The organism is Micromonospora sp. DT63 (genome assembly GCF_049841615.1).
Lineage (GTDB): Bacteria > Actinomycetota > Actinomycetes > Mycobacteriales > Micromonosporaceae > Micromonospora.
Window position 1 is genome coordinate 474544 of sequence record NZ_JBNCKQ010000003.1, and the last position, 25874, is coordinate 500417.

Sequence of the window (25874 nt, forward strand, 5' to 3'; positions counted from 1 at the left end):
CTGTGCCGACGCCCCTCAGCCGACCGGCAGGTGCCGCAGGTGTCGACGGCGGCGCAGCCGGACGGTGGCCACGGAGGCCACACCGAGGGCGAGCAGACTGGTGACGACGATGCCGTGCACCACTCCCCGGGCGAGGTAACCGCCGTCGGTGTGGTCCACCGACCAGGTCGCGATCTCCCGGCTCGACCAGAACGGCGTCAGCTTCGCCCCCGATCCGGCCGGGTCGATCAGCATCTGCACCGTCACCACGGTGAGCAGCAGGAGCGTCCCCTCAAGTTCGCGGGGCAACAGCGCACCGATCAGCATCCCGAACGGCGCGGCCACCCCGACGGAGCAGAGCAGCGCCGCGGCCAGACCGCCGTACCGCAGATCCGCGCCGTCGAGCATGGGGAGCAGGAAGAACGGTACCGAGATGACCAGGCCGACCGTCCACAGACCGAGCATCCGACCCAGATAGAGGTGATGCGGCCGATAGCCGGCCAACCGCAGCCTCGGCTCCAGCTCCCGCGCGGCGGTGGTGGCGAACAGCGCGGCGGTGCTCACCGCCCAGCCCACGCCGAGCAGCAGCGAGCGGACGGACTGCCCGAGGTAGGCGTCCCGCCGGATCAGGTAGAAGGTCAACGGCATCAACAACAACAGCAGGAGTACGCCCCGACGCCGCAGCAGTTCCCGCAGGGTCATCTCGGCGACTGTGACGAGCCGGTTCACGGGTGGCCTCCCTGGACGCCGGGCGTGCGCCACCCGGACTGTTGCGCCGGGGTCAGGTCGAGCACGGTGTCCACCCGGTCGAGTTGGTTGAGCAGGTGCGTCACCACGACGATCGCCGTGCCCGCGTCGCGTAGCGCGCGGAGCTGGTCCCAGAAGTTGACGTAGGTGCCCTGGTCGAAGCCCTGGTACGGCTCGTCGAGCAGCAGCACGTCCGGGTTGCTGAGCGCGGACATCGTCAGGTTGAGCTTCTGACGGGTACCGCCGGAGAGATGTCGGGCCTGCACGGCGCCGCCCGCCTCCCAGCCCAGCTGTCGGGCCGCCGCCCGGCCGGCGCGGCGGGCCGGCCCTCTGGCGACGCCCTGGCCGGCGCCGACCAGGACGAAGTGCTCGTCGGGCAGCAGGAAGTCGGCGGTGCCACCGGACTGGGGGCAGTAGCCGAGCTGCCCGGAGACCGTCACCTCGCCGCTGTCGGGTGAGATCAGCCCGGCGCAGATCCGCAGGAAGGTGCTCTTGCCGCAGCCGTTCGCGCCGACGACGGCGGCGATCTGTCCGGCCCGGACGGTAAGTGTCGCGTCGCGCAGCACGGTCTGCCGGCCGTACCGTTTGGTGATGCCCCTCGCGTGCAGCCGCACCGGCCCGGGCCGTGGCCCGGGGGCGGTGCCGATGCTCTCGACGATCGCGTTCGCGTAGTCCTGGGGCGGGCCGAAGACGACCCAGGGGTTCCCGCCCCCCTCACGCAGGTGTGTGGCGGCCTCGGCGACCACGTGCCGGGCGGCGTCGGCCGCGACCCGGCGCTGGTGCAGTTCCGCCGTGAGCGCGCGTAGCCAGTCGTCGGAGTTCACCGGGCGACCCCCTTCGTGACGATGTCGTTCACCGGCCGGACGAAGGTGAGCCAGGCGGTGCCGCCCTGGCGCAGCGCGGAGTGCCCGTCGTCGGTGAGCCGGTAGTACTTGCGGGCCGGCCCGGCGGTGCCTTCCCGCCACTGGGCCGTCACCAGGCCGGTCTTCTGCAGGCGCAGCAGAACGGGATAGAGCGTGCCGCCCTGGATCGGCCCGACGCCCGCCGCGTCGAGCGCCTGGGCGAGCTGGTAGCCGTAGGACTCGCGTTCGGCCAGCAGGGCCAGTACGCAGATGTCGAGCACCCCCCGCAGCCACTGCCCGCGCCGGTCCGATTCCACAGGCCGGACACTAGCGGTGCCAGCTAGATGGCACAACTACCTAGTAGCTCCTGACGGAATCCGCGCGGCCGGTCCGGGGGCCTTCCGGGCAGCTCGCGTGGGTCAGCGGGTCGTGACGTCGGAGACGACGACTGTGACGTTGTCCGGGGCGCCGGCGTGGTGGGCGAGCTTCACCAACTGCTCGCCGCACTGCTGGCGGTCGGCGTACATGCCCAGCGTCGTCGCGATGGCCTCGTCCTCGACGTAGTCGGAGAGCCCGTCGCTGCACAGCAGCAGCCGGTCGCCGGGGACCACAGTGAGCACGCCGACGGCCGGCGGGGTGTCGGCGCCCTGCACGGCCCGGGTCACCAGGGACCGCTGCGGGTGGTGCCGGGCCTGCTCGGGGGAGAGCGTGCCCTGGTCGACGAGCGCCTGCACGAACGTGTCGTCCCGGGTGAGCTGGGTCAGCTCCCCGTCGCGCAGCAGGTAGCAGCGGGAGTCGCCGACCTGGGCCAGCACCAGCGTCTCGGTGGCCAGCAGCGCGGCGGTGAGCGTGGTGCCCATCCCCTCGCGGGCCGGGTCGACGGTGATCGCGGCGTGGATGCGCTGGTTGGCGGTGCTGACCACGGCACGGAGGGCGTCGGCGGCCTCGTCCGGGTCGGTGGGCGGGGCCAGCTCGTCCAGGATCCGGATCACGATCTCGCTCGCCACCTCGCCCGCGGGCAGTCCGCCCATGCCGTCGGCGACGGCGATCAGGCGGTCACCGGCGAGGGCGGAGTCCTCGTTGTTGGTGCGGACCAGGCCGATGTCGTTGAGGATGACCGAGCGGAGGATCAGCGTCATGGTGTCAGCTTGCCAAGAACACCCTGCCTTCGTCTCTACGCACTACTGCGTAGGGTTGAGAAATGATGCCGGTGTCCATGGTCGGACGCGTCGGCGAGCTCGCCGAGCTCGACCGGGCATGGTCCGCCGTGGCGGCCGTACGCCGCTCGTCGCCCGCCGTCGCGGTGCTCACCGGAGCGGCGGGGGTGGGCAAGAGTCTGCTGGTCGCGGCCGCTGTGGACGCCTTCGCGCCGCGTCCCGCGCTGATCCTCTCCGGTGCCGCCCGGGTGCACGGCCCGGCCCCGTACGACTGGCTGGCGGCGGTGCTCACCGGTCGGGACACCAGCCGGCTCGGCCTGCCGTCGGACGCGCTGGCCTGGTTGGCCCAGCAGCCCACCGCACCCCGCGAGCGGTACGCGCCGGGCACCCTGCTCCGCCTCGCCGTGCGGACCGTCCAGTTGCTGGTCGGCGCCGGCCCGGCCGTGCTGGTCGTGGATGACCTGCACGCGCTCGACCCGGCCAGCGTCAACCTGGTCGGGGAGCTGGCCACGGTCGCCGACCTGCCCGCCCTGCTCGTGGTGGCCAGCCGACCGCCGACCGACGCGGTGGCACCGGACCTCACCCGCCGCGCGCTGGCCCGCCTCAGCGGCGTGCCCGGCGCCGTCCGGCAACATCTTGGCCCGCTGCGCCCGGCCGAGGTCGCCGAGGTGCTGACCCAGGTGTACGCGGGCAGCAACCCGTCCGGTCGGCTGGTCACCTCGCTCTGGCGGTGCACCGGCGGCAACCCGTACGCGCTTACCGAACTGCTGGCCGCGCACGCGTCGGAGGGGCCGGAGGCGTTGCTGCGGCGGCTGCCCGGCCCGCGTCAGCCGGCCGCGCCGCGCGCTCCGGCGGCCGCGGCCGATCCGGTCGTCGACGTGCCGCTCGACCCGGAGTTGACCGCCCGCGAGGTCGAGGTGCTGGGCTGCCTGGTCGCGGGAATGTCCAACAAGCAGGTGGCGAAGGCGCTGGGCATCTCGGTGCGTACGGTCACCGTGCACGTGTCGAACCTGCTGCGCAAGACCGGCTCGGTGTCGCGTACCGAGGTGGCGCTCTGGGCGGTCCGGCACCGGCTGCCGGTGCCGGCGCCGGTGGACTGAGTCGGGTTCAGCGGCGCGGGTAGCGCAGCAGCAGGCTCGCGGCGACCTCGTCGTCGCCCACCGCCGCGTAGCTGTGCGGCATGTCGGAGACCCAGCGCAGGTGCCCGCCGGCCGGGGCGGTCAGCGGCGCGTCGGCCGGGCCGGCCCGCAGTACGCCGGCGAACACGGTGATGTGTTCGGTGACGCCCGGTTGATGGGCGGGGGAGATCTGCACGATGCCGGGCGCGACGCGCATCCGGTACAGCTCGTAGGTCGCGTCGGTGTCGTCGAACACCTCCAGCAGGGTGGCGGTGACAGCGGTGCCGTGCACGGTGGGCTCGGCGGCCGGCTCGGCCAGCAGCGCAGTGAACGGCACGCCGAGCTGCGCGGTGACCGCCCAGAGCGTCTCCAGCGTCGGGTTGCGGGTGCCGTTCTCCAGGCCGGAGAGGGTGGCCTTTCCGACGCCGGCGAGCCGCGCCAGTGTGGACAGCGAGATCCCCCGCTCCTCGCGCAGGGCGCGGACCCGCCGGCCGACGACTGCGGGATCCACGTCGAGGCCCGGACGGCGGGCTGGTGGTGGCTGCGGCACCCGGCTATCGTGCTACACACTGTCGTTCCGTAAACGGAACACTTGGGGGGTCGGGATGGCGGGACGGGCGCAACCGGTGCTGGCCGGCGTCGTGACCGCACTGGTGGGCTTCGCCAGCTCGTTCACAGTCGTGCTGGCCGGGCTCCGCGCGGCTGGAGCGTCGGACGCGCAGGCAGCCTCCGGCCTGCTCGCTCTCTGCGTGGCGTGCGGGCTCGCCGCCGCCTGGCTGGGCTGGCGGCACCGGATCCCGATGAGCGTGGCCTGGTCGACGCCGGGCGCTGCGCTGTTGGTGGCGACCGGGCCGCCGACGGGCGGTTGGCCGGTCGCGGTGGGCGCCTTCCTCGTCTCCGGAGCGCTGATCGTCGCGGCCGGGCTCTTCGGACCGCTGGGCCGGGCGGTGGCCGCGATCCCCAAGCCGGTGGCCGGCGCGATGCTCGCCGGAGTGCTGCTGCCCCTGTGCACCGCCCCGGTCCGCGCGCTCGTCGAGCTGCCCCGGGTGGCCGGTCCGGTGGTGCTCGGCTGGCTGCTGCTGCACCGGTTCGCCCGTCGTTGGGCCGTGCCGGGCGCGCTGCTGGTGGCGGTGGTGGCGATCGCGCTGACCGCGCCGCCGGCCGGACTGAGCGGTGCCACGCTGACCCCGTCGCTCGCCCTGACCGCGCCCGCCTGGAACGCGTCCGCTCTGGTCGGGCTCGCCCTCCCGCTGTTTTTGGTCACGATGGCGGCGCAGAACGTGCCCGGCATGGCGGTGCTGGTCGGCTACGGCTACCGGCCGCCGTTCGGGGCGGCGCTGCGGGCCACGGGTCTGGCCAGCCTGCTCGCCGCCCCGGCCGGCGGGCACGCGGTGAACCTCGCGGCGATCACCGCCGCGCTGGCCGCCGGCCCCGACGCCCATCCGGAGCCGGAGCGCCGATGGGTCGCCTCGGTCACCGCCGGGCTCGGGCTGGCCCTGCTCGGGCTGGGCGCCGGCGTGGCCACGGCCCTGGTCGCTGTCGCGCCGCCGATCCTCATCGAGGCGGTCGCCGGTCTGGCCCTGCTGGGCGCGCTCGCCACGGCGCTCGCCGCGGCGGTGACCGACCCGGCGACCAGGGAGGCCGCAGTGGTCACCTTCGTGGTGACGGCCTCCGGTGTGACGCTGATCGGCGTGGGCGGCGCGTTCTGGGGGCTGGTCGCCGGCTGCCTGATGCTGCTGCTCTTCCACCGCCGCCCGGCCGCGCCCGTCCCGCCCGCCCCGGAGGCCCGCCCTGATCAACTCGGGTTCGTGGAAGGCGGGGTGTCCGGGCTGCGGTGACGCCCCGGTTTGCGGGAATCCGAGTTGATCAGGGCGACCGGGTCACTCCTCGGGTGGCAGGTCGGCCACGCCGACCGAGAGGCGTACCCGGCCCTCGGCGACGGCGGCGATCCGGTCGGCCGGCACGTAGACGGCACCGACCGGCGAGTCGGTGGAGACCTTCAGGTAGCCGGTGTGCAGCAGCCGCGCCGCCAGGTCGGCCGGAACGTCCGGCTCCTCGACAGCCGTCGCCTCGATCAGCTCGTCCAGGCTGCTGCCCGGGTCCGCGGTCGGTGTCTGCACGGTCACCGCGTTGGGGTCGCCCCGCTGAACGAGGTCCACGGTGCCGACCTCGGTGCCGGCGGAGTCGATCACCGACATCCCGGTGGTGATCCGCGAGATGGTCGCCTGCTGCTCGTCCTGCTGGTCCATCCCTCAGCGGTTCCCGGGGCGGAACGCCGCTAAACGCCGTCGCCGCCCCGCCGGCGGCTCAGCCCACCCGCCCGCCCGCTCAGCTGTTCGGGAGCGTCCAGCCGCCCGGTGGGCGCGGGGACAGTTCCCGCCAGGTGTCCGAGCCGTCGAGCAGCGCCCGGACCGTCTCCTCGGCCTCGTCGGCGCTGCCGTACTCGTAGAACCGGGAAATGCCCTCGGCGCCGCCGGCCCGCTGCTCGACGTGCCAGCGGTCGGCGTCCACCCGCAGGAAGACGTCCCGCCGGGCCAGCCGCCCCCATTTCCCGTTCCACCAGTGCTTTCGCTGCTCCATGGCCGGACTCTATCGAACACACGTACGAGAAGGCGCGGCCCCTGCGGGATTCCCGCAGGGGCCGATGTGCATCCGTTCGGGTCAGCGCGGCGCCGGCGGTTCGGTGCGGCGGCCCAGCACGTCGTCCAGCGCCCCGCGCTGCTGGCCGGGGGTGGTGTGGCCGGCGGAGACGAGCGCGTCCCGGATCTCGGTGAGCAGCTTGACCTCCTCGCTGGGCGCGGAGGGCGGCGGCTCCTCGCCCCGCTTGCGCCGCTCGGCCAGCCGGTTCATCGGGTAGACGACCAGGAAGTAGAGCGCAGCGGCGGTGAGCAGGAAGGTGATCACCGCGTTGACGAAGGCGATCCAGTCGAACGCGATGCCGCGGAACTCGGGTGCCGTCCCGGCGAGACCCTTGTCGCTGCCGGTGATGAGCAGCACGATCACCCGGATCAGCGGTTCGAGGAACGACTTGGTGAGCTGGGTGACCACGCCGGTGAACGCGGCGCCGATGACGACACCGACCGCCAGGTCGACGACGTTGCCGCGCATGATGAAATCTTTGAAGCCCTTGAGCATCCGTACTCCCGAGGTGTCCGGTTTTCCGTCCGGCACAACCTATGCCCCGGCGGCGGGCTCCAGAAAAGCGCCGGCTTCGATCGCCGCCCGGCCCGCGTCGCCGGTCCGGATCGCCTCGATCAGCCGGGTGTGGTCGACGTAGCGCTCGGGCGTGAGCGCGCCGCCCATCGCCTGGGCGACGGTGCTGCGCAGGGCGGTGCCGACCGAGGCGTACAGCTCGGCGAGCATGGTGTTGTGCGCGGCGGCGACCACCGCGACGTGCAGGGCCGCGTCGGCCTCGACGAACGCGTCGACCCGGCCGCCGCGCCAGGCCGCCTCGCGCTCGGCGAGCGCGCCGTCGAGGGCCACCAGGTCCTCCGGTGTACGCCGCAACGCGGCGAGCCGGGCGGCCTCCACCTCGAACGCGCGCCGGACCTCGATGACCTCGGTCATCCGGTCGTCGCCCAGTCGGCGGGCCACCACCGGCGCCAGCTCGTCGGTGGACACCACGTACGTGCCGGAGCCCTGCCGGCACTCGAGCACCCCGGCGTGCACGAGGGCGCGGACCGCCTCGCGGACCGTGTTGCGCCCGACGCCCAGCGTGGCGACCAGTTGCGGCTCGGTGGGGATGCGCCCGCCGATCGGCCACTCGCCGCCCAGGATCCGGGCCCGGAGCTGCTCGATGGTCTGCCGCACGCGGTGCCCGCGGGGCGGCACGGCGGGCTGGTCGCGAGGCGGCGCCGACGGCGCGGAGGGGGAATCGACCGACGGTGGCACTGGTTACATCACCGGCCCTAAATTCATCCCATGATTGTAGGTTAGAGGTCATGACCCCGCCACCCATCGCCGCTCCGGCCCCGCCCGCTCCCGCCGCCGTCGACACCCGCCCGACGCGCGACTCCGCGGGCCGGCGGACCCACCCGGCGACCGGTGGCGCGCTCGTGCTGGTCGGGATGCTGCTGGTCGCGCTCAACCTGCGCACCGCGGTAACCAGCCTCGGCGCCCTGCTCGACGAGATCCGCGACGGGCTGGGGCTCTCCGGCACCATGGCCGGTCTGGTCACCACCCTGCCGACCATCGCGTTCGCCGGCCTCGGCGCGCTCACCCCGTGGCTGGTCCGCCGGGTCGCGCCGGCCCGGGTGCTGGTGGTCGCCATGATCGTCCTGGCCGCCGGTCAGGTGCTCCGGGCGGCCACCGACTCGGCCTGGATCTTCGTGTTCACCAGCGCGCTGGCCCTGGCCGGCATCGCGGTCGCCAACATCCTGCTGCCGATGCTCGTCAAGCAGCACTTCGGCCACCGGACCGGCCTCGTCACCGGGGCGTACACGATGGCGTTGACCCTGGGCACGACGGTGGCCGCGGCCAGCGCGGTGCCGATCGCGCACGCCTTCGGCTCCTGGCGGGCCGGGCTGGGCGTCTGGGCCGTGCTGGCCGCGGTGGCCGTACTCCCGTGGGTGCCGCTGGCGCTGCGGACCCGGGCGGGCGCGCGGCGCGCGACGCCGACGGCGGCCGTCGCCGCGCCGACGCGGATCCGCCCGGCGCGGACCCGGCTGGGCTGGGCCATGGCGGTCTACTTCGGGGCGCAGTCACTCAGCGGGTACGCGATCATGGGCTGGCTGGCCCAGCTCTTCCGCGATGCCGGCTACCGGCCGGAGTCGGCCGGGCTGCTGCTCGCCGGGGTGACCGCGCTCGGCGTGCCGATCGCGCTGCTGATGCCCACCCTCGCCGGCCGGCTCGCCACCCTGCGTCCGCTGGTGCTCGGCCTGACGGCCGCCTCGACGCTGGCCTACCTGGGGCTGGCGCTGGCCCCGCACGGCGCCGCACTGCTCTGGGTGGCCCTGCTGGCGATCGGCCAGGGCGCGTTCCCGATGATCCTCACTACGATCGGCCTGCGTGCGCGCACCGCCGAGGGAACCGTCGCGCTCTCCGCGTTCGCGCAGAGCACCGGCTACGTGATCGCCGCCCTCGGCCCGCTGATGGTCGGCATCCTCTACGAGGTCACCGGCGGCTGGACGGCACCGATCGGATTCCTGCTGGCCGCACTCGCCGTGCAGACGACGGCGGGCATGGCGATCGCCCGTCCCCGCTACGTCGAGGACGAGTAGGTCGCAACAGCGATCAGGAGGACGCCGGGGTGGGTTCGCCGGCGACGGCCTCATCAACCGTCGGGTAGGTGTGCAGCACCTCGACGAGCCCGCTCACCTCGAGGATGCGCAGCACCCCGCGCTGCGGAGCGGCCAACCGCACCACACCGCCGGCCTCGTCACAGCTGTTCTTGGCACGAACGAACACCGACAGACCGGTCGAGTCGCAGAACGAGACGTCCGCCAGGTCGAACACCAGCCGGTTACGGCCCTTGTCGAGCAGGTCGGTGATCTGATCCTGCAACTGCGGTGCGGTTGCCATGTCCAGCTCGCCCGCGACCGACACGACGACCACGTCGCCGCGTTGTTCCGTATGCACCGTCAGGGACATTCGCCAGACCTCCTGTTATCGGGGGAACGGTATCCCACGAACGCGATCCGACGAAGAACGGGAGCCGGCACCCGGTGGCCATCATCATTCCATTGCTACGGAGCAAGTAGTTGCCCAGACCCCGGTGATAGAGTCCGGCCGGTCCAGGTCGAGGGGGGTTTCACGATGGCGTTGAACGCCGAGGAAAGTGGTCGGCTCGCCGCGCTGCTGGGTGGGCATGCCGAGCAGGTCACGCAGCGGTGGACCGACATCGTCGCGAGCTCGCTGCGGGGCCGGCTGAGTCACGCCGAGCTGCGCCGGCAGGTCGAGGACCTGCACCGTGCCATCGTCGGCGCGGGTGAGCAGGGCGCGATCGACCTGTCCGCCGAGCACGCCGCAGAACTGCGCGCTGCGCTCTCCGAACTGTCCCGGGGCAGGGCCCGACAGGGCTTCTCCGCCACCGAGACGACGATCAGCATCTTCGCGCTCAAGGACGTGCTGGCCGACCTGGTGCAGGGGTCCGGCACCGCCGACGCGCTGCACGACTACGTCGCCTTCTCCAAGCTGGTCGACGAGCTGGGCCTGTTCACCTTCGAGAGCTTCGTCCGCACCCGCGAGAGCCTGATCGCCGACCAGGCCGAGCAGCTGCTCGAACTCTCCACCCCGGTGGTCAAGCTCTGGGAGGGTGTGGTTGCCGTCCCGCTGGTCGGCACGCTGGACTCGGCCCGCGCCCAGGTGGTCATGGAGCGGCTGCTGCAGACCCTGGTCGACACCGGCTCCCCGTACGCGATCATCGACATCACCGGCGTCCCCGCCGTGGACACCCAGGTCGCCCAGCACATCCTGAAGACAGTGGTGGCCGCCCGGCTGATGGGCGCCGACTGCATCATCTCCGGCATCCGTCCGCAGATCGCGCAGACGATCGTGGCGCTCGGCATCGAGTTCGGTGACATCGCCACCAAGGCGAGCCTGGCCGACGCGCTGCGGCACGTGCTGCGGCTCAACGGGGTGGAGACCGCCCGTCGCCAACCACGCCGGGACGTCTGATGGAACGCGTACCGATCCTCAAGATCGGTGACATCCTGCTCGTCTCCATCCAGCTCGACATGTCCGACCAGACGGCGGTCCAGCTCCAGGAGGACCTCGCCGAGCGGATCGTGGCCACCGGCTGCCACGGCGTCATCATCGACATCACCGCGCTGGACATCGTCGACTCGTTCGTCGGGCGGATGCTCTCCACCATCGCGTCGATCTCCAAGGTTCTCGACGCGGAGACGGTGGTGGTCGGCATGCGACCCGCCGTCGCCATCACCCTTGTCGAACTGGGGCTGTCACTGAACGGCATCCGTACCGCGCTGAACGTCGAGCGCGGCATGGAGCTGATCGCGGCGGCCCGCGCCGACGAGCTCGACCACCAGCTCGACGACGATCCGGACGCCGAGACGGCCACGCCGTGACCACGGGCGTCGACCTGGGCCAGCCGCAGGCACAGGCGGTCCGCAGCGATGAGGACGTCGTCCGCGTCCGGCAACTGGTCCGCACGGTGGCGGTCGCCGTCAAGCTGTCGCTCGTCGACCAGACCAAGGTGGTCACCGCGGCGAGCGAGCTGGCCCGCAACACCCTGGTGTACGGCGGCGGCGGCACCGTGGAGGTGACGACGGTGGAGAACGGTCGTCGCAAGGGCGTCCGGATCGTCTTCGCCGACTCCGGCCCCGGCATCGCCGACCTCGACCTGGCCCTGACCGACGGCTACACCACCGGCGGTGGCCTCGGCCTCGGGCTCAGTGGGTCGCGCCGGCTGGTCGACGAGTTCGAGATCGACACGTCGGCGGAGACCGGCACGCGCATCACGGTGACCAAGTGGTCGCGGTGAACGGGGACCCGGTCACCGACAGCGGCATCTGGTTCCGGGTGGAGGCCGGCAGCACCGCCAGCGCCGTACGACGCGCAGCGGAACGCCTCGGCGAGCAGATCGAGATGGGTGCGGCGCGCATCGCTGACCTGGCCATCGTCGCCGCCGAGTTGACCAGCAACCTCGTCAAGCACGCCGACAACGGTGTCCTGCTGCTCCGGCCGGTCCGCCGCGCCGGGCAGGCCGGCGTGGAGTTGGTGGCGATCGACTCCGGGCCCGGCATGGCCGACCTCGCCGTCTCGTCCCGCGACGGGCACTCCACCACCGGCACGCTCGGCATCGGCCTGGGCGCCATCGTGCGGCAGGCGAGCTGGTTCGACGGGTACTCCGTGCCCGGTCAGGGCACCGTCCTCGCCGTGCAGGTCTGGCCGGCCGAACCGGCCCAACTCTCCTGGGCCGGCGCCCTCACCCGGCCCATTAGCGGCGAGACGGTCAGCGGCGACGGGTACGCCGTCCGCCTCGCCGACGGCCGCCACCAGGTCCTCGTCAGCGACGGGCTGGGGCACGGCCCGCTGGCCGCCGCCGCCACCGAGGCGGCGCTCGCGGCCTTCCGCGACGCCCCGGCCAGCCCGCCGGCAGCGGTGGTCAGCCACCTGCACCGGAGCATGTCGCACACCCGCGGCGCCGCGCTCGCGGTCGCCGAACTGGCGGCCGACGTGCTGCACTACGCCGGCCTGGGCAACATCACCGGCGTGATCGTCGAGGGCGACGGCAAGCGCCGGGGGCTGGTGTCGCTGCCCGGCATCGCCGGGCACCAGCGGCCGACGGTCCGGGGCTACGAGTACCCGTTCAGCCCCGGCGCCCGGCTGGTGATGCACAGCGACGGCGTGGTCGACCGCTGGCGGTTGACCGACTACCCGGGTCTCGCCGAACGATCACCGCTGGTGATGGCGGCGGCCCTGCTGCGCGACGCCGGCGTGCGACGCGACGACGCCTGCGTTCTGGTCGCGAGGTCGTGGACATGAGCGCGGAGCCGGCCGCGCCGCCGCTGCTGCAGATGGCGCTGCGGGTCGAGCAGGACATCTTCGTCATCCGCCAGCGGGGCCGCGAGGTGGCCAACGTGGTGGGCCTCGAACACCAGGACCAGGTCCGGATCGCCACCGCGCTCAGCGAGGTCGCCCGGGACCTGCTGCGGACGACAGGCGGCGCGGACGTCGCGTTCCACATCGACGCGGGACCCGACGGCAGGTTCCACCTCCGCGCGGACCTGGCCCCGGTGACCCCGCTGCCCGACGGCCGGTACGAGCCGCAGTCGGGTGCGGTGTCCCGCCTGGTCGACTCACTCAGCGTGTCGACCGCCGAGGGGGTTACGGTCGTACGGATGTCCCGAAGAGTCCCGGCCAACGCGCCGACGCCGACTCCGGAGCGGCTGGCCGAGTTCCGTGCGGAGCTGGGCCGCACCGCCCCGGCCAGCGCGCTGGACGAGCTGACCGTGCAGAACGGCCAGCTCATCGCGGCACTCGACGAGGTACGCAGCCAGCGCGACGAGCTGGCCGTGCTGAACGAGGAGCTGGCCGAGACCAACCGAGGTGTGCTGGCGCTCTACAACCAGCTCACCGAGGAGCTGGAGGAGACCAACCGGGGCGTGGTCGCTCTCTACGCCGAGCTGGACGAGAAGTCGGCCCAACTGCGCGCCGCGAGCGAGTCGAAGAGCCGCTTTCTGGCCAACGTGAGCCACGAGCTGCGCGCCCCGGTCACCGCGATCATCGGGTTGGGGCGGCTGCTCGCCGACTCCTCCTCCGACCCGCTCACCGCCGAACAGGCCCGCCAGGTGGGCCTCATCCGCTCGTCGGCGGAGGACCTGCTCGGGCTGGTCAACGAACTGCTGGATCTCGCCAAGGCCGAGTCGGGCCGGATCGAGCCGGACTGGGCGGACGTGGATCTGCGCCCGGTCTTCGGCCAACTGCGCGGCACCATGCGGGCGCTGGCCACCCGGCCGGGGGTGGAGCTCACCGTGGAGGAGCCGACCGCGCCGGCCGTGCTCCGCACCGACGAGGTGCTGCTCGGCCAGGTGCTGCGCAACCTGCTGCACAACGGGTTGAAGTTCACCGCGAGCGGCGAGGTGCGGCTGCGCGCCTGGCACCGCGACGACAGGTGGAACTTCGAGGTCAGTGACACCGGGCCGGGCATCGCGCCCGAGCTGCACGATCGGATCTTCGAGGAGTTCTACCAGGTGCCGGGGGCGACCCGGGTCGGCGGCACCGGCCTCGGCCTGCCGTACGCCCGGCGGCTGGTGACCCTGCTCGGGGGCACGTTGGAGCTGGCCAGCGAGCCCGGCCGGGGCAGCACGTTCACCGTCTCCCTGCCCACCGGCGGAGCGTGACGTGGACGGCGGCCCGGCGACAGTCCTGGTGGTCGATGACAGTCGCACCAAGCGTTACCTGCTGGTCAGTTGGCTGACCCGGGCCGGGTACACGGTCCTCGAAGCGGAGAGCGGCACCGAGGCGCTCGCCCGGGTCGAGACGGAGCGGATCGACCTGGTGGTGCTCGACGTCCGGCTGCCCGACCTGAGCGGCTACGAGGTGTGCGAGCGGATCAAGGCGAACCAGCCGGCGATGCCGGTGATCCACGTCTCCGCGCACGCTGTCGATGTCGCCGACCGCGCCCAGGGGCTGACCCGGGGAGCGGACGCGTACCTGGCCGAGCCGATCGAGCCCGAGGAGCTGATCGCCACCACCCGGGCGGTCCTGCGCTACTACCGGGCCCGCCAGCGTGCCGAACTGCTCGCCGAGCGGCTGCTGGGCCTCGCCGACACGACAGTAGCGGTGCACGCCGCGTCGACCTTCGCACGGCTGCTCGAGGTCGCGGCGGAGGGCGCCGCGCAGATCTTCAAGAGCCCCGCCGCCGTGATCGCCGAGACGTTCGACGGTGACTGCATCGCCGGCATCTGCGCCGGCCCCGGCGCCGAGGCCGCCATCGTGCCGTGGGTCGTCGACGACACCGGGGTGCCCACCGGCGCCACGGTCCGGGTGGAGTCCCCGGCGAACTGGGGGCTGCTCACCTGGCCGGCGGACGACTCGGTGACGGTGGCCGCCGCTCGACTGCGGGAGGACCGGGCACCGCTGTACGTGGTGGTCCCCACCGCCACCCAGACCGCCCGAACGCCGGTCCTCGTGCAGCTGGCCCAGGCCGTGGCCGCGGCGGTCGAGGCCCAGCGCTCCTTCGACGAGGAGCACCGCATCGCCGTCACCCTCCAGCGCAGCCTGCTCCCGCGCAGCCTGCCCACGGTGACCGGACTCGATTTCGCGGTGCGCTACGAGCCCGCCGGCGCGCAGACCGAGGTGGGTGGCGACTTCTACGAGCTGGTGATGCTCGACGGGCACCTCCTGCTGGCGATCGGCGACGTGGCCGGCCACTCGCTGCACGCGGCCACCGTGATGGCCGAGCTGCGGCACGCGGTGCGGGCGTACGCCGTCGAGGGGCACCAGCCAGGCGAGATCCTGCACCGGGTCAACGAGCTGATGCGCACCCTGCTGCCGAACGAACTGGCCACGCTCTGCGTCCTGCTGCTACACCCGCCGAGCGGGCGGGTCCGGCTGGCCAGCGCCGGACACCTGCCGCCGCTGCTCAACCAGAACGGCACGGTCGAGTTCGTGCAGCACTCGGCGCCGCTGCTCGGCGTCCGCGCGCCCCGACCGGCCGACCTGGAGTTCGTCCTGCCGGCCGGCGCCACCCTGGTGTTCTACACCGACGGGCTGATCGAGCGCCGGGACGCCACGATCGACGAGGGGCTGGCCGCGCTCGCGGCGGTCGCCACCACCGTGGACGAGAACCTGGACGACTTCTGTGCCCGCCTGCTGGTGGAACTGGCCCCGGCCAAGATCCAGGACGACGTCGCAGTGGTCGTCCTGCGCCGTCGCTGAGCACGGCGACGGCTGTCCGGTGGTCGCTGCGCGCGGCTCAGTGCACCGAGCGGGCGTACGCGGCGGGTGACACTCCGGCGACTGCGGTGAAGTCGCGGACCAGGTGGGCCTGGTCGCTGTAGCCGAGGGTGGCGGCGAGGCCCGCCCAGTCGAGGGGAGCCCCCGCGGCCTGCTCGACGGCCTCCTGGAGGCGGTAGCGCCGGATCACCCACTTCGGGCCGACCCCCACGCGCTCGGTGAAGAGCCGCTGGAGCCGGCGGACCGGAACGCCGTGCCGCGCGGCGAAGTCGTCGACGCGCAGCACCGTACGGTCGGCCCGGATGGACTCGGCCAGCCGGACGGCCTCCGCCGCGGCCGGGTCCGGGTCGGGCGCCCACGCGGTGAGCGCCGCGTCGAGCGCGCGACAGCGGTCGGTGTCGGTGCCCGCGCAGACGGGATGGGCGGGACGGGTCAGCCGGCCGGCGGGCAGCGGCAGCCGACGGCCGGTCAGCTCGGCCACGGGCCGACGCCAGAACGGGTGGAAGCCACCGGGACGGAACTGGATCCCGCAGACCCGGCCGGTGCCGGTGAGCGTGATCCGGAACAGGTCGCGGCCCACCCCGGCCACCTCGCCGGTCTCCGCCGCGTCGCCGTCGCCGTCGCTGCGGAACACCACGTTCACGGCGGGGTGCGGCACGACCCGTTGCTCGAACGGCGCGCTCAACGTCCAGTCGATCAACCAGTAGTGCTCGACCCATCCGCGCAGCGGTTCGGCCGGCAGGTGCCGCCGGAAGCGGACCTCGCGCAGCAACCGCGCCGGGTCGAGAATGCCCCGGCTGTCGCCGCGCGGTCGCTGTCGCATTTCTTCAAGACCACCCTCATACGCTGGCCGTATGGCCACTCAGACTAGCGATCTGCTGGCGGCTGCCGCGCCGCGAACCGTCGACGTCGTACGCGGTATCGCGGACGACCAGCTCGACAGCCCCACGCCGTGCCGCGACTACGTGGTCCGGGATCTGCTCAACCACCTGTTCGAGGTGGTGGTGAACTTCCAGGACCTGGCCGAGAAGAGACCGGTGGAGTGGGCCGAGAAACCCGATCACCTGGACGACGGCTGGCGGGACCGGTTCGCTGTCGAGACCGACCGCCTGATCGCCGCCTGGTCGGACCCGTCCACGCTGGAGGGCGTGTCGCCGGGCATGGGCCTGCCGCAGACCGTCGTCGGCGGCATGGCGCTGCTGGACCTGACCGTGCACGGCTGGGATCTCGCCGTGGCGACCGGCCAGCCCTATCAGCCCGCCCCGGAGGCGGTGACCGAGCTGCACGCCCTGGTCGAGCGGTTGGGCCCGACCGCCCGCAAGATGGGCGTCTTCGCCGACCCCACCCCGACGCCACCCACCTCCACGACTGCCGACCTGGACCACCTCCTGACCCAGACCGGCCGAACCCCCACCTGGCCCCAAACCCACTAACCCCGGGTCCACCCACCCCTTTCGCCCCGGTGATCAAGAGGTTTGCGTCATCAGCGGGGCCGGATCTGACCCGAACCTCTTGTTCACCAGGGGTCAGGGTCCGGAGGGGGCGGGGCGGGAGGGGTGGTTGACGTTGGTATTCGCTGGGTGAATAGTGGGCGGGGTGTCCACGCCGCATGTGCTGCTCGGGTTGCTCGCTGGGGGCAGCCGGCACGGGTATGAGCTCAAGCGTGCGCATGACCAGCGGTTGCCGCGGGCTCGGCCGTTGGCCTTCGGGCAGGTCTACGCCACCCTCGGCCGCCTGGAACGGGACGGTCTGGTGGCCACCGCGGGTCAGGACCGCGCCTCCGGGCCCGACCGCACGACGTACGAACTGACCGACGAGGGTCGCTCCACGCTGGACCACTGGCTGTCCGCTGTGGAACCACCGATGCCGTACGTGGCCAGCACGCTCTTCGCCAAGGTGGTGGTGGCGCTGCTGGTCGCCGACGTCGACCGGGCCCGGTCGTACCTGGTGTCCCAGCGCGCGGCGCACACCGCACGGCTGCGGGAGCTGACGGCGGTCAAGACCGACCCGGCCGCCACCCTCAACGACGTGGTCGCGGCCGATTTCGCGATCGCCCATCTCGACGCGGACCTGCGGTGGCTGCACACCACCCTGGGCCGGGTCGCCGACTGGCACCGGGAGGTGCACGCGTGACGCAACTCCAGGCTCGCGGCGTGGTTCGGGCGTACGGTCCGACGCCCGCCCTGCGCGGTGTGACGCTCGACGTGGCCGAGGGCGAGATCGTCGCGGTCACCGGTCCGAGTGGCTGCGGCAAGTCGACCCTGCTGCACTGCCTGGCCGGGATCCTCCGGCCCGACGCGGGCGAGGTCACCTGGCGTGGCCACCGGATCGACACCTGGTCGGAGGCGGCCCGGTCCCGGCTGCGGCGCACCGAGTTCGGCGTGCTGTTCCAGTTCGGGCAGCTGGTCGCCGAGCTGACCGCGGCCGAGAACGTGGCCCTACCCCTGCTCCTCGCCGGCACGGGGCGGCGAGAGGCACGGACGGCGGCCATCACCTGGCTGGAACGGTTCGGGGTGGCTGACCTGGCCGACCTCCGGCCGGGTGAGATGTCCGGCGGTCAGCAGCAGCGGTGCGCCACGGCCCGGGCGCTGGTCACCGAACCGTGGGTGCTCTTCGCCGACGAGCCGACCGGCGCGCTGGACACGCTCACCGGCGAGCAGGTGCTCACCCAGCTGGTCCGGCTCGCCCGCGAGCAGCGCACGGCCGTCGTGCTGGTCACGCACGAGCCCCGGATCGCCGCGTACGCCGATCGGGAGATCGTGCTGCGCGACGGCCTGGTGGACCACACCGGCCTGGGGCTCGACGTGCCGTTGGCGGGCGGCTCCCGGTGAGGCCGGCGACGCTGGTGCGGCTCGCGCTGGCCGGCAACCGGACCGACACCGCACGGGTGGTGCTGACCGCGCTCAGTGCGCTGCTGGCGGCGCTGGCCGGGCTCGCGGCGCTCACCGTGCTGGCCATCCAGAAGCCGGCCGGCGACGCCTGGGCGCAGTCCGAGCAGTACCGCAACGCGCTGCTGCGTGAGCCGGGGCTGCGCGGGGGGACGGCGTTCGCGTTGCTGATGCTGGCCGTGCCGGTGCTGGCGCTGGCCGGTCAGTGCGCCCGGCTCGGAGCGCCGGCCCGGGACCGGCGACTCGCCGCGCTCCGGCTGGCCGGCGCCACCCCCGGTCAGGTCACCCGCCTGGCGGTGCTGGAGACCGGCCTGGCCAGCCTGCTCGGCACCCTCGCCGGGTTGGGCGTCTACCTGGCCGGCCGCGAGCTGCTGCATCGCCCGGACGAGCAGGGTCGGCTGGCCCTGCCCACCGACGTGCTGCCGTCGGCCGGCGCGGCTGTCGCGGTGGTGCTGGGTCTGCCGGTGGTCGCGGCGCTGGCCACCGCCCTGATGCTGCGGACGGTCACGACCAGCCCGCTCGGGATCAGTCGCAAGGCCGCCCGGGAGCGGGGTCCACGCCCCTGGGCCGGGCTGCTGATCGGCCTGGGGCTGGCCTGCTTCGTCGCCGTACGCCCGGTGCTGTCCTGGGTCGACGGGAACCGCTTGGTGCTGGGCTGGCTGGTGCCGCTGCTGTTCCTGGTGGGCGGGCTCACCGCGATGATCGGGGTGGTCATCGGCACCGGTTGGATCTCGCACACCTGCGGACGGTTGCTGCGCCGGCACGCCCGGGGCGCGTCGGCGCTGCTCGCCGCGGGTCGGCTGATGGCGGACCCGTGGGCGGGCAGCCGGACGTTCGCCGCGTTGCTGGCCGCCGTGATCTTCGGTGCCGGCGCGGCGGCGCAGCGCGCCTACTTCGTCGCGCAGGACGAGGCGGAACGGGAACAGAACCGGCTCGCCGGGGTGGACGCGGGCACCAACCCCTTCTACCTGTCGACGATGAATCTGGTCGACGCCGCGGTGGCCGTGGCGGTGCTGATCGCGGCGGGTGGCCTGATCGTCGCGCTGGTCGAGGGGATCGTGGCCCGCCGACGCGCCTACGCCGCGCTGGTCGCCACCGGCGTGCCCCGCAGCACGCTCAGCGCATCGGTTGCCTGGCAGGCGCTCACCCCGGCCGTGCCGGCGATCCTGCTGGCGCTCACCGTGGGCCTGCTGCTCGGCCGGGGGCTCTTTCGCAACATCACCACGAGCGGGTCGTCGGTTGCGGTCTGCGACGCCGGCGCGGCGCTCTGCGACGATCCGGCCACCCGCGACCAGTACACGCGGATCGTGCAGACACCTGGGGTGGAGCGGGCGATCGCCGTACCCCTGGAACAGCTGGCCTGGCTCGGCGCCGGCGCCCTGGCGGCGGTGCTGGTGACGGTCGGCGTCGGCCTGCTCTTCCTCCGGGTGAGCACGGCGGTGGACGAGCTGCGGACGGCCTGACCCGGGGTGGCCCGCCGTGGCCGTCGTCGGGCGGCGTCAGGCGCTGAGCAGGCCGGCGGAGAGCGCGACAAGCGTGCCGACGACGGCCGAGCAGCAGCACACCAGAAGGCCGGCGACCACGGCGAGGATCAGCCAGACGCGACGGTCCCGGGCGAGGACCGCGATGCTCGGCCGGCGGACCTCGTCGGCCGACCCGCCGTCATTCTCCGTTGCCCTGGTCACGCCGGAAGTCTAGGCCGTGACCACTTCGGCTCGGCCCGGACGACGCCTGACCGGTCATGATCGCGCTCGATCCTGGAAACAGTGGCCTCCCGAGCCGTCGAGGGGACTACTTCCAGGATCGAGCGCGATCATGCCAACGTGCGGCGGGGCCGGTCAGGCGCGACCGAGGCGGTCCAGGACCCAGGCGTTGATGAACGCCTCCTCGCGCCAGGCGTCGTAGCGACCGCTCGGGCCACCGTGCCCGGCACCCATCTCGGTCTTGAGCAGGTAGTCGCCCTGCGGCGCGGTCGCCCGCAGCCGCGCGATCCACTTCGCCGGCTCGGAGTAGAGCACGCGCGTGTCGTTGAGGCTGGTCACCGCGAGGATCGCCGGGTAGTCCACCGCCGCGACGTTCTCGTACGGCGTGTACGACTTCATGTACGCGTAGACCTCGGGGTCGTCGAGGGGGTTGCCCCACTCCTCCCACTCGGTGACGGTCAGCGGCAGCGACGGGTCGAGGATCGACGTGAGCGCGTCCACGAACGGCACCTGCGCCACGATCCCCGCGAACGCGTCCGGCGCGAGGTTGGCGACCGCGCCCATCAGCAGGCCGCCGGCCGAGGCGCCCCGGGCGACCAGCCGGTCGCTGGCCGTCCAGCCGGCCTTGACGAGGTGCCGGGCGCAGGCGACGAAGTCGGTGAAGGTGTTCTTCTTGGCCAGCATCTTGCCCTGGTCGTACCAGCGCCGGCCCAGCTCGCCACCGCCACGGATGTGCGCCACCGCGAAGACCACGCCCCGGTCCAGCAGGGACAGGCGGGCCACCGAGAACCACGGGTCCATGCTGGCCTCGTACGAGCCGTAGCCGTACAGCTCGCACGGCGCCGAGCCGTCCCGCGGCGTACCGACCCGACAGACCAGCGAGATCGGCACCCGCGTGCCGTCGTCGGCGAGCGCCCAGTCGCGGTGCTGCTCGTACTCGGCCGGGTCGTACGGCCGACCGTCCGGCCCGGGCAGCACGGGCTTCTGCTTGCGCAGCACCATCTGCCGGGTGACCAGGTCGAAGTCGTACACCGAGTCGGGGGTGACCAGCGAGGAGTAGCGCAGCCGGATCTGCCCCGTGCGGTACTCCGGGTTGGCGTCCAACCCCACGCTGTAGAGCGGCTCGGGGAAGTCGATGTCGTACGAGTCGTCGCTGCCGACCGGCAGCACCCGCAGGCCGGTGAGCCCGTCGGTGCGCAGCGACACCACCAGGTGGTTGGCGAACGCGTCGACCGCCTCCAGGCGGGTGCCGGGGGTGTGCTCGATCAGCGGCACCCAGTCGCCCGGGACGTCCGCCGAGGTGAACGCCAGCGCGAAGTCCTCAGCGCCGTCGTTGTGCAGGATCAGGAAGCGGTGGCCGTGGTGCTCCACGGCGTACTCGACGCCCTGCCGGCGGGGTGCGATCACGGCCGGCGCCCCGGTGGGGTTGCCGGCCGGGATCACCAGCACCTCGCTGGTGATCTTGCTGTGGATGTCGATGAGGATGAACTTCTCCGACCGGGTCAGCTCGACGCCTACCCAGAACCGCTCGTCGTCCTCCTGGTGGACCACGACGTCGTCGGCGGCGGCTGAGCCGATGGTGTGCCGCCAGACCTTGTTCGGCCGCCAGGCGTCGTCGACGGTCACGTAGAACAGCACCGAGGCGTCGGCCGACCAGGCGGTGCCGTAGAACGTGTCGGGCACCTCGTCCGGCAGCAGCTCGCCGGTGCTCAGGTCCTTCACGCGCAGGGTGAACCGCTCGTCACCGGAGAAGTCGGTCGAGTACGCCAACCAGCGCCCGTCCGGGCTGACGTCGAACGCGCCAAGCGAGAAGAAGTCGTGCCCCTCGGCCAGCAGGTTGCCGTCGAGCAGCACCTCCTCACCGTCGAGCGGTGCGCCGTCCGCGCTGACCGGCGGGTCGGTCTCGCCGTCACGGACCGCGCGTCGGCAGTGCACCCCGTACTGCTGCCCCTCGATCGTCCGGGTGTAGTACCAGTGCCCGCCCTTGCGGGTGGGCACGGACAGGTCCGTCTCCCGGGTCCGCTGACGGGTCTCCTCGAACAGCTCACCCCGCAGGGCGGCCAGGTGCGCGGTGCGCTCCTCGGTGAACGCGTTCTCGGCGGTCAGGTAGGCGATCGTCTCCGGGTCGTCCTTGGCGGCGAGCCAGGCGTACTCGTCGACGACCGTGTCGCCGTGGTGGGTGCGCTCGGTGGGCACCCGCTTCGCCGCGGGCGGGGCAGTCTCGGTGGTCACGGCGGCCACGTTACCGGCCGGCTCACCCTGCGTGCCGGACCAGTGGCATCCCGAAGGCCATCACCACGGCTTTCGAACACATGTACGATAGCCGGCATGGCGGCAGCAGCGAGTTCCCTCGGTCGGTCCGGAGCCCTCGAGATCACCCGGCGACTGACGGCGATCTGCGGTCCGCCGTTCGCCCGACTCGCCGGCCCGGCCGACGAGGTCGCCGGGCGTCCGGCCCGCTGGGTGGCGGTGCCCGGTGGCCCGCACGCCGCAGCCGAGGTGCTGCGGCTGGCCGCCGTGCACGACCTGGCGGTGGTGCCCCGAGGCGCCGGCACGAAGATCGACTGGGGTGCCACCCCCACACAGGTCGACATCATGCTCGACACCGGCCGGCTGGCGGGTATCGGCCACGAGCCGGTGGGCGCTCCGGTGGCCGAGGTGGGTGCGGGCACCCCGCTGCGGGCGGTGCAGGCCACTCTGGAGCGCACCGGGCAGCGGCTCGCGATGGACGCCCCGTCGCCGGGCGCGACGCTGGGCGGGGTGCTCGCGGCCGGGGAGGCCGGGCCGCTCCGGCACCGCCACGGCAGCCCGTGCGACCAGCTCCTCGGCGTCCGCTACCTGGGCGCCGACGGTGAATTGGTGAGCGCCGGTGGTGGCGCACCGGGGCTCGACCTGGCCCGCCTGCTCTGCGGCTCGCAGGGCGCCCTCGGCGTGCTCGTCTCGGCGAGCCTGCGGGTGCAGCCGGTGCCGGCCACCCGGCTCTGGGTGTCGCGTCCGGTGTGGACGCCGCTGGAGGTCCACGACCTGGTCCGGGTGATTCTCGCCGCCCGACTCGAGCCGGCGGCCATCGAGCTGGACCTGCCCGGCGGGCCGCCCCGGCCGCGCACCGCCTACCCGCCCGGCCATCCCGCCGCCACCGCCCGCGAGCGCCACCCGTCGATGTCCGGCCGGCCCAGCGCCCCGTCCCGGGCGGGCAGCCTGGTCGTGCTGCTGGAGGGTGGCCCGGCCGAGGTCACCGAGCGCGCTGAGCGGCTGGTCGGGCTGCTGCACGGCGAGGCGACGGTCGCCCACTCCGCCCCGCCGTGGTGGCGGCGTTACCCGTTCGCGCCCGGCGACACGGCGCTGCGCCTGGAGGTGCCGATCAGCGATCTCCACGCCGCCGTCTACGCGCTGCGGGACGCGGCCGGCGCCCCCGTGCCGGTGCGGGGCTCGGCCGGGATGGGCGTGGTGCACGCAGCCCTGCCCGGCGCGGTGGCACCCGACCGGGTGGCGTCCATCCTGGCCGCGGTCCGTGGCGTGCTGCTGGCCCGGCAGGGTCGCTGCGTGGTCGTCTCCGCCCCCGCGGCGGTGCGCCAGGCCGTCGACCTGTGGGGCGAGCTGGCCGGCCTGGCCCGGCTCCGGGCCGCCAAGGAACACCTCGACCCGGAGCACCGCCTCGCCCCCGGCCGCCTCCCCGGCGGCCTGTGACCCGGGATCGGGCGTGTCGGCGTCAGGCCGCGTCGTTGCGCAGCACCAGCACGGCGATGTCGTCCCGGGGCGGCTCGACCGAGAAGTTGATCGCGGCGGCGCGTAGGCGGGCGGCGACCACGTCGGCCGAGTAGCCGGCCAACGGCGCTGCCGCGTCCCGCAGCCGGTCGGTGCCGAACAGCTCCCGGCCGCGCCGCCGCTCGGTGACCCCGTCGGTGTAGAAGATCAGCGAGTCACCCGGGGCGAGGGTGATCTCGGCGGTCGGCGAGGTGATCGTGTCGAGCAGGCCCAGCGCCGTGCCGCCGGTGCCGACGAACCGGGCGCCGCCTCCACCGGCCAGCAGCACCGGCCGGTCGTGCCCCGCGAGGTGCAGGGAGACGTCCAGGCGGTCACCGTCACCCGGCCCGACCGCCGCCAGGGCCAGCGTGCAGTACCGGCCGCCACCCCGCTCGACAAGCGTCTCGTTGAGCCGGGCCAGCGCCTCCGGCAGCGGCTTGCCGTCGCCGACCAGCACCCGGATCACGTCGCGGACCAGTCCGGTGACCGCCGCCGCCTGGACGCCCTTGCCCGAGACGTCCCCGATCACCACGAGCCAGCGCCCGTCGGGCAGCGGCACCACGTCGTAGAAGTCGCCACCCACCTCGGCGTCGTCGCCGGTCGGCACGTACTCGGCGGCGAAGCCGATGCCGTCCACCACGGGCAGGACGGGCGGCAGCAGGGAGTGCTGGAGTGTCTGCGCGACCCGTCGGCGCTCGGCGTGGATGCGGGCGTTCTCGATCGCCAGCGCGGCCCGCCGGGCCACGTCCTCCAGCACCGCCACCTCGTCCGGGTCGTGCCGGTGCCGTTGGTGCCGGCCCACCGCCAGGGTCCCGAGCCGCTGGCCGCGGGCGATCAGCGGGACCGCGAAACCCTCCATCGGCCCGCCCAGCGGGATCTGCGCCGCGCTGCGGGTCGCCTCGCGCAGCCGGGCCTGGATGGAGTCCTGGCCGGTCTCGGCCAGCACCTTGTGCAGTTGCGGCAGCATCGACTCGTCGGCGTGGCTGGCCGCCGCCAGCCGCAGTCGGCCCCACTCGTCGGTGGTGTGCACCGCGCACCACTGGCCGAGGCGGGGCACCACCAACTGCGGGATCAGCGCCATGGTCAGCTCGACGTCCAGCGACTGGGCCAGCAGTTCGCTCGCCTCGGCCAGGAACGTCAACCACGCCTGGCGGCGTACGTCCGCCCGGCGCAGCCGGTCGTTCTCCAGGTGCAGCGACAGGCGCTCGGCGGTGAGCACCGCCAGCGGTCGGGCGTACGCCGACGGCGCGGCGTCCAGCTCCAGCTCCCCGGCGTACGGGCGGTGCACAGTCAGCGGCACCCGGAGCAGCTCGCTGTCGGGGCGGGGCTGCCGGCCGAAACGGGCCAGCAACTGTCGCCCCTGACCGTCGCCCCGGTCCAGTCGGATCGCGCCGCCGGCCGCGCCGACCATCTCGGCGACCCGGCTGAGCAGGCTGGCGGCGAAGTCGGGCAGCGGGTCGTCCGCGTACACGTCGGGGGCGGTCTGCATGAGTTCGCTCATCGCGCCGGCGCTCGGCGCCGAGCTGTCGACGGCCTCGGGGTTGCCGGCCATCGACGTGCCGCCGGAGCTGGCCCCGGCCGCCGGCTCGGCGCCGGGACGGTCCAACCGGAACCAGACGCCCTTGCCGGTGGGCAGGTACGTGGTGCCCCAGCGGCTCGCGAAGTGGTCGACGAGGAGCAGTCCGCGACCGCGTACGGAAACCTCGTTGATCTCGGTCGCGTCGTTGCGGGTGCCGACGGTCAGCTCGTCGTTGCCCGAGCTGGGCGCGAAGTCGGAGACGGTCACGGAGAGCCCGACGCCGTCCGCGACGACCTCGATGTCCAGTTCGGTGCCGGCGTGCTCGACGGCGTTGGTGGTCAGCTCGGTGGTGAGCAGCAGCGCCTCGTTGACCAGGTCGTCCAGGTGCGCCTCGGCGAGGACGGAGCGGACGACCGCGCGGGCGGCGGCGGGCGTACGGCGGTCGGCGGGCAGGCGGACACGCCGGACGGCCCCGCTTTCGGCCCCGGCCGTCGCGGCCCCCGCCTCGGCTGACACCCCCGTATCCTCCACCGTTCCCCCGTCGGGTGCCAAGCCGATGCGCGATCGGCGGGGCGGGCCTCGGTCGGCGGAGTGCGGCGGGTGCGTGTCGGCGGGCTGGGCGCGAAAGGCCCGCACCGGTGACGACGGGGCCTGGCAGCGTCCCGCCAACTCGGGGTCGGCCACGCGATCCCTCCGGTGATCAGCGCCACTCGGCGAGGTCTGTGCCGGGTTGGGCGTCGCCGGGGGGATCGCGGAGGCCACCAGGGCCGATCGGCGGGTCGCGCACCCTGGCACTACGGCGCGCGCGGGCACAAT

General features: G+C 73.5%; 28 protein-coding genes. 14 read left to right on the forward strand and 14 right to left on the reverse strand.

The genetic code is table 11. The features are described from left to right. Positions 1-15: 15 nt before the first annotated feature. From ACLQ27_RS14585 to ACLQ27_RS14600, 4 genes are all read right to left on the reverse strand, one after another. A complete protein-coding gene (locus tag ACLQ27_RS14585) occupies positions 16-708 on the reverse strand; it encodes a hypothetical protein (protein ID WP_425867138.1) in 693 nt (230 codons plus the stop codon). Continuing rightward, positions 705-1550: an ATP-binding cassette domain-containing protein gene (locus ACLQ27_RS14590; protein ID WP_234588551.1), complete on the reverse strand. Its 846-nt coding sequence runs from the start codon at positions 1548-1550 to the stop codon at positions 705-707. The genes ACLQ27_RS14585 and ACLQ27_RS14590 overlap by 4 nt, the downstream gene beginning before the upstream one ends. Then, positions 1547-1885 (reverse strand): PadR family transcriptional regulator, encoded by a 339-nt coding sequence (locus tag ACLQ27_RS14595; RefSeq protein WP_357491326.1) that lies wholly within the window; start codon positions 1883-1885, stop codon positions 1547-1549. The genes ACLQ27_RS14590 and ACLQ27_RS14595 overlap by 4 nt, the downstream gene beginning before the upstream one ends. Positions 1886-1987: 102 nt before the next feature. Then, positions 1988-2707, reverse strand: a complete 720-nt coding sequence (locus ACLQ27_RS14600) for a PP2C family protein-serine/threonine phosphatase (RefSeq protein WP_234588555.1) — start codon at positions 2705-2707, stop codon at positions 1988-1990. A 62-nt stretch (positions 2708-2769) separates the two neighbouring features. Between ACLQ27_RS14600 and ACLQ27_RS14605 the strand changes: the two genes are divergently transcribed. Next, on the forward strand, positions 2770-3825 hold the full coding sequence (locus ACLQ27_RS14605) for a LuxR C-terminal-related transcriptional regulator (protein WP_425867141.1): 1056 nt from the start codon (positions 2770-2772) through the stop codon (positions 3823-3825). 7 nt (positions 3826-3832) lie between these two features. On the opposite strand, the gene ACLQ27_RS14610 is transcribed toward ACLQ27_RS14605, so the two are convergent. Continuing rightward, positions 3833-4393, reverse strand: a complete 561-nt coding sequence (locus ACLQ27_RS14610) for a helix-turn-helix domain-containing protein (protein WP_425867143.1) — start codon at positions 4391-4393, stop codon at positions 3833-3835. Positions 4394-4448: 55 nt separating this feature from the next. Here ACLQ27_RS14610 and ACLQ27_RS14615 point away from each other — a divergent pair, with 55 nt between their 5' ends. Continuing rightward, complete coding sequence (locus tag ACLQ27_RS14615) at positions 4449-5681, forward strand: benzoate/H(+) symporter BenE family transporter (protein ID WP_425867145.1); 1233 nt, start codon at positions 4449-4451, stop codon at positions 5679-5681. A gap of 42 nt (positions 5682-5723) precedes the next feature. On the opposite strand, the gene ACLQ27_RS14620 is transcribed toward ACLQ27_RS14615, so the two are convergent. The 4 genes from ACLQ27_RS14620 to ACLQ27_RS14635 all read right to left on the reverse strand — a co-directional run bounded on the left by ACLQ27_RS14620 (position 5724) and on the right by ACLQ27_RS14635 (position 7734). Further along, positions 5724-6092 (reverse strand): hypothetical protein, encoded by a 369-nt coding sequence (locus tag ACLQ27_RS14620; protein ID WP_234588559.1) that lies wholly within the window; start codon positions 6090-6092, stop codon positions 5724-5726. Positions 6093-6171: 79 nt separating this feature from the next. Further along, entirely contained in the window at positions 6172-6423 is a 252-nt protein-coding gene (locus ACLQ27_RS14625; RefSeq protein ID WP_357491318.1) for a hypothetical protein, read from the reverse strand. Between the two features lie 81 nt (positions 6424-6504). Further along, a complete protein-coding gene (mscL, locus tag ACLQ27_RS14630) occupies positions 6505-6978 on the reverse strand; it encodes a large conductance mechanosensitive channel protein MscL (RefSeq protein WP_234588566.1) in 474 nt (157 codons plus the stop codon). A gap of 39 nt (positions 6979-7017) precedes the next feature. Next, entirely contained in the window at positions 7018-7734 is a 717-nt protein-coding gene (locus ACLQ27_RS14635) for a FadR/GntR family transcriptional regulator (protein ID WP_425867147.1), read from the reverse strand. Between the two features lie 50 nt (positions 7735-7784). Between ACLQ27_RS14635 and ACLQ27_RS14640 the strand changes: the two genes are divergently transcribed. Continuing rightward, positions 7785-9062, forward strand: a complete 1278-nt coding sequence (locus ACLQ27_RS14640; protein ID WP_425867149.1) for an MFS transporter — start codon at positions 7785-7787, stop codon at positions 9060-9062. Positions 9063-9075: 13 nt separating this feature from the next. Here ACLQ27_RS14640 and ACLQ27_RS14645 read toward each other — a convergent pair whose 3' ends face one another. Next, positions 9076-9432: an STAS domain-containing protein gene (locus tag ACLQ27_RS14645; RefSeq protein ID WP_007454464.1), complete on the reverse strand. Its 357-nt coding sequence runs from the start codon at positions 9430-9432 to the stop codon at positions 9076-9078. 165 nt (positions 9433-9597) lie between these two features. On the opposite strand from ACLQ27_RS14645, the gene ACLQ27_RS14650 reads away from it, so the two are divergent. From ACLQ27_RS14650 to ACLQ27_RS14675, 6 genes are read left to right on the forward strand one after another with little or no spacing between them, the layout of a single operon-like run. Continuing rightward, complete coding sequence (locus ACLQ27_RS14650) at positions 9598-10458, forward strand: STAS domain-containing protein (protein ID WP_357491316.1); 861 nt, start codon at positions 9598-9600, stop codon at positions 10456-10458. After that, positions 10458-10868 (forward strand): STAS domain-containing protein, encoded by a 411-nt coding sequence (locus ACLQ27_RS14655; protein ID WP_234587807.1) that lies wholly within the window; start codon positions 10458-10460, stop codon positions 10866-10868. The genes ACLQ27_RS14650 and ACLQ27_RS14655 overlap by 1 nt, the downstream gene beginning before the upstream one ends. Beyond that, a complete protein-coding gene (locus ACLQ27_RS14660) occupies positions 10865-11284 on the forward strand; it encodes an ATP-binding protein (protein WP_234587805.1) in 420 nt (139 codons plus the stop codon). Before ACLQ27_RS14655 ends, ACLQ27_RS14660 begins: the two co-directional genes overlap by 4 nt. Beyond that, on the forward strand, positions 11281-12288 hold the full coding sequence (locus ACLQ27_RS14665) for a SpoIIE family protein phosphatase (RefSeq protein WP_425867343.1): 1008 nt from the start codon (positions 11281-11283) through the stop codon (positions 12286-12288). Before ACLQ27_RS14660 ends, ACLQ27_RS14665 begins: the two co-directional genes overlap by 4 nt. Continuing rightward, entirely contained in the window at positions 12285-13646 is a 1362-nt protein-coding gene (locus ACLQ27_RS14670) for a sensor histidine kinase (RefSeq protein WP_357491311.1), read from the forward strand. Before ACLQ27_RS14665 ends, ACLQ27_RS14670 begins: the two co-directional genes overlap by 4 nt. 1 nt (position 13647) lies before the next feature. Continuing rightward, on the forward strand, positions 13648-15186 hold the full coding sequence (locus tag ACLQ27_RS14675) for a SpoIIE family protein phosphatase (protein ID WP_425867152.1): 1539 nt from the start codon (positions 13648-13650) through the stop codon (positions 15184-15186). Between the two features lie 37 nt (positions 15187-15223). Here the strand turns inward: ACLQ27_RS14675 and ACLQ27_RS14680 are convergent, their stop codons facing one another. Beyond that, the gene (locus tag ACLQ27_RS14680; protein WP_357573582.1) at positions 15224-16027 is read right to left on the reverse strand and encodes an AraC family transcriptional regulator; all 804 of its coding nucleotides are present in this window, start codon (positions 16025-16027) and stop codon (positions 15224-15226) included. 31 nt (positions 16028-16058) lie between these two features. Here ACLQ27_RS14680 and ACLQ27_RS14685 point away from each other — a divergent pair, with 31 nt between their 5' ends. The 4 genes from ACLQ27_RS14685 (at position 16059) to ACLQ27_RS14700 (ending at position 19555) form a co-directional block, all read left to right on the forward strand. Continuing rightward, a complete protein-coding gene (locus ACLQ27_RS14685; RefSeq protein ID WP_357573581.1) occupies positions 16059-16637 on the forward strand; it encodes a TIGR03086 family metal-binding protein in 579 nt (192 codons plus the stop codon). Between the two features lie 163 nt (positions 16638-16800). After that, positions 16801-17337, forward strand: coding sequence for a PadR family transcriptional regulator (locus ACLQ27_RS14690; protein ID WP_234587799.1), 537 nt, complete (start codon positions 16801-16803; stop codon positions 17335-17337). After that, positions 17334-18035 carry an ABC transporter ATP-binding protein gene (locus ACLQ27_RS14695; RefSeq protein ID WP_234587798.1) on the forward strand — a complete coding sequence of 234 codons (702 nt, stop codon included), beginning with the start codon at positions 17334-17336 and terminating at the stop codon, positions 18033-18035. Before ACLQ27_RS14690 ends, ACLQ27_RS14695 begins: the two co-directional genes overlap by 4 nt. Beyond that, positions 18032-19555, forward strand: coding sequence for an FtsX-like permease family protein (locus tag ACLQ27_RS14700; RefSeq protein WP_357573580.1), 1524 nt, complete (start codon positions 18032-18034; stop codon positions 19553-19555). The genes ACLQ27_RS14695 and ACLQ27_RS14700 overlap by 4 nt, the downstream gene beginning before the upstream one ends. Positions 19556-19591: 36 nt before the next feature. Here ACLQ27_RS14700 and ACLQ27_RS14705 read toward each other — a convergent pair whose 3' ends face one another. Continuing rightward, the gene (locus ACLQ27_RS14705; RefSeq protein WP_357573579.1) at positions 19592-19777 is read right to left on the reverse strand and encodes a hypothetical protein; all 186 of its coding nucleotides are present in this window, start codon (positions 19775-19777) and stop codon (positions 19592-19594) included. 153 nt (positions 19778-19930) lie between these two features. Beyond that, the gene (locus ACLQ27_RS14710) at positions 19931-22027 is read right to left on the reverse strand and encodes a S9 family peptidase (RefSeq protein ID WP_357491300.1); all 2097 of its coding nucleotides are present in this window, start codon (positions 22025-22027) and stop codon (positions 19931-19933) included. 96 nt (positions 22028-22123) lie between these two features. Here ACLQ27_RS14710 and ACLQ27_RS14715 point away from each other — a divergent pair, with 96 nt between their 5' ends. Beyond that, a complete protein-coding gene (locus ACLQ27_RS14715; RefSeq protein ID WP_357491298.1) occupies positions 22124-23482 on the forward strand; it encodes an FAD-binding oxidoreductase in 1359 nt (452 codons plus the stop codon). A 22-nt stretch (positions 23483-23504) separates the two neighbouring features. Here the strand turns inward: ACLQ27_RS14715 and ACLQ27_RS14720 are convergent, their stop codons facing one another. Further along, a complete protein-coding gene (locus tag ACLQ27_RS14720; RefSeq protein ID WP_234587785.1) occupies positions 23505-25574 on the reverse strand; it encodes a SpoIIE family protein phosphatase in 2070 nt (689 codons plus the stop codon). Positions 25575-25874: the final 300 nt, after the last annotated feature.

Bases quoted from the DNA above. Each gene is read 5' to 3' on its own strand.
- ACLQ27_RS14600 (WP_234588555.1), bottom strand. From the start codon at position 2,707: ATGACGCTGATCCTCCGCTCGGTCATCCTCAACGACATCGGCCTGGTC.
- ACLQ27_RS14605 (WP_425867141.1), top strand. From the start codon at position 2,770: ATGATGCCGGTGTCCATGGTCGGACGCGTCGGCGAGCTCGCCGAGCTC.
- ACLQ27_RS14615 (WP_425867145.1), top strand. From the start codon at position 4,449: ATGGCGGGACGGGCGCAACCGGTGCTGGCCGGCGTCGTGACCGCACTG.
- ACLQ27_RS14620 (WP_234588559.1), bottom strand. From the start codon at position 6,092: ATGGACCAGCAGGACGAGCAGCAGGCGACCATCTCGCGGATCACCACC.
- ACLQ27_RS14625 (WP_357491318.1), bottom strand. From the start codon at position 6,423: ATGGAGCAGCGAAAGCACTGGTGGAACGGGAAATGGGGGCGGCTGGCC.
- mscL (WP_234588566.1), bottom strand. From the start codon at position 6,978: ATGCTCAAGGGCTTCAAAGATTTCATCATGCGCGGCAACGTCGTCGAC.
- ACLQ27_RS14640 (WP_425867149.1), top strand. From the start codon at position 7,785: ATGACCCCGCCACCCATCGCCGCTCCGGCCCCGCCCGCTCCCGCCGCC.
- ACLQ27_RS14645 (WP_007454464.1), bottom strand. From the start codon at position 9,432: ATGTCCCTGACGGTGCATACGGAACAACGCGGCGACGTGGTCGTCGTG.
- ACLQ27_RS14650 (WP_357491316.1), top strand. From the start codon at position 9,598: ATGGCGTTGAACGCCGAGGAAAGTGGTCGGCTCGCCGCGCTGCTGGGT.
- ACLQ27_RS14655 (WP_234587807.1), top strand. From the start codon at position 10,458: ATGGAACGCGTACCGATCCTCAAGATCGGTGACATCCTGCTCGTCTCC.
- ACLQ27_RS14670 (WP_357491311.1), top strand. From the start codon at position 12,285: ATGAGCGCGGAGCCGGCCGCGCCGCCGCTGCTGCAGATGGCGCTGCGG.
- ACLQ27_RS14680 (WP_357573582.1), bottom strand. From the start codon at position 16,027: ATGCGACAGCGACCGCGCGGCGACAGCCGGGGCATTCTCGACCCGGCG.
- ACLQ27_RS14685 (WP_357573581.1), top strand. From the start codon at position 16,059: ATGGCCACTCAGACTAGCGATCTGCTGGCGGCTGCCGCGCCGCGAACC.
- ACLQ27_RS14715 (WP_357491298.1), top strand. From the start codon at position 22,124: ATGGCGGCAGCAGCGAGTTCCCTCGGTCGGTCCGGAGCCCTCGAGATC.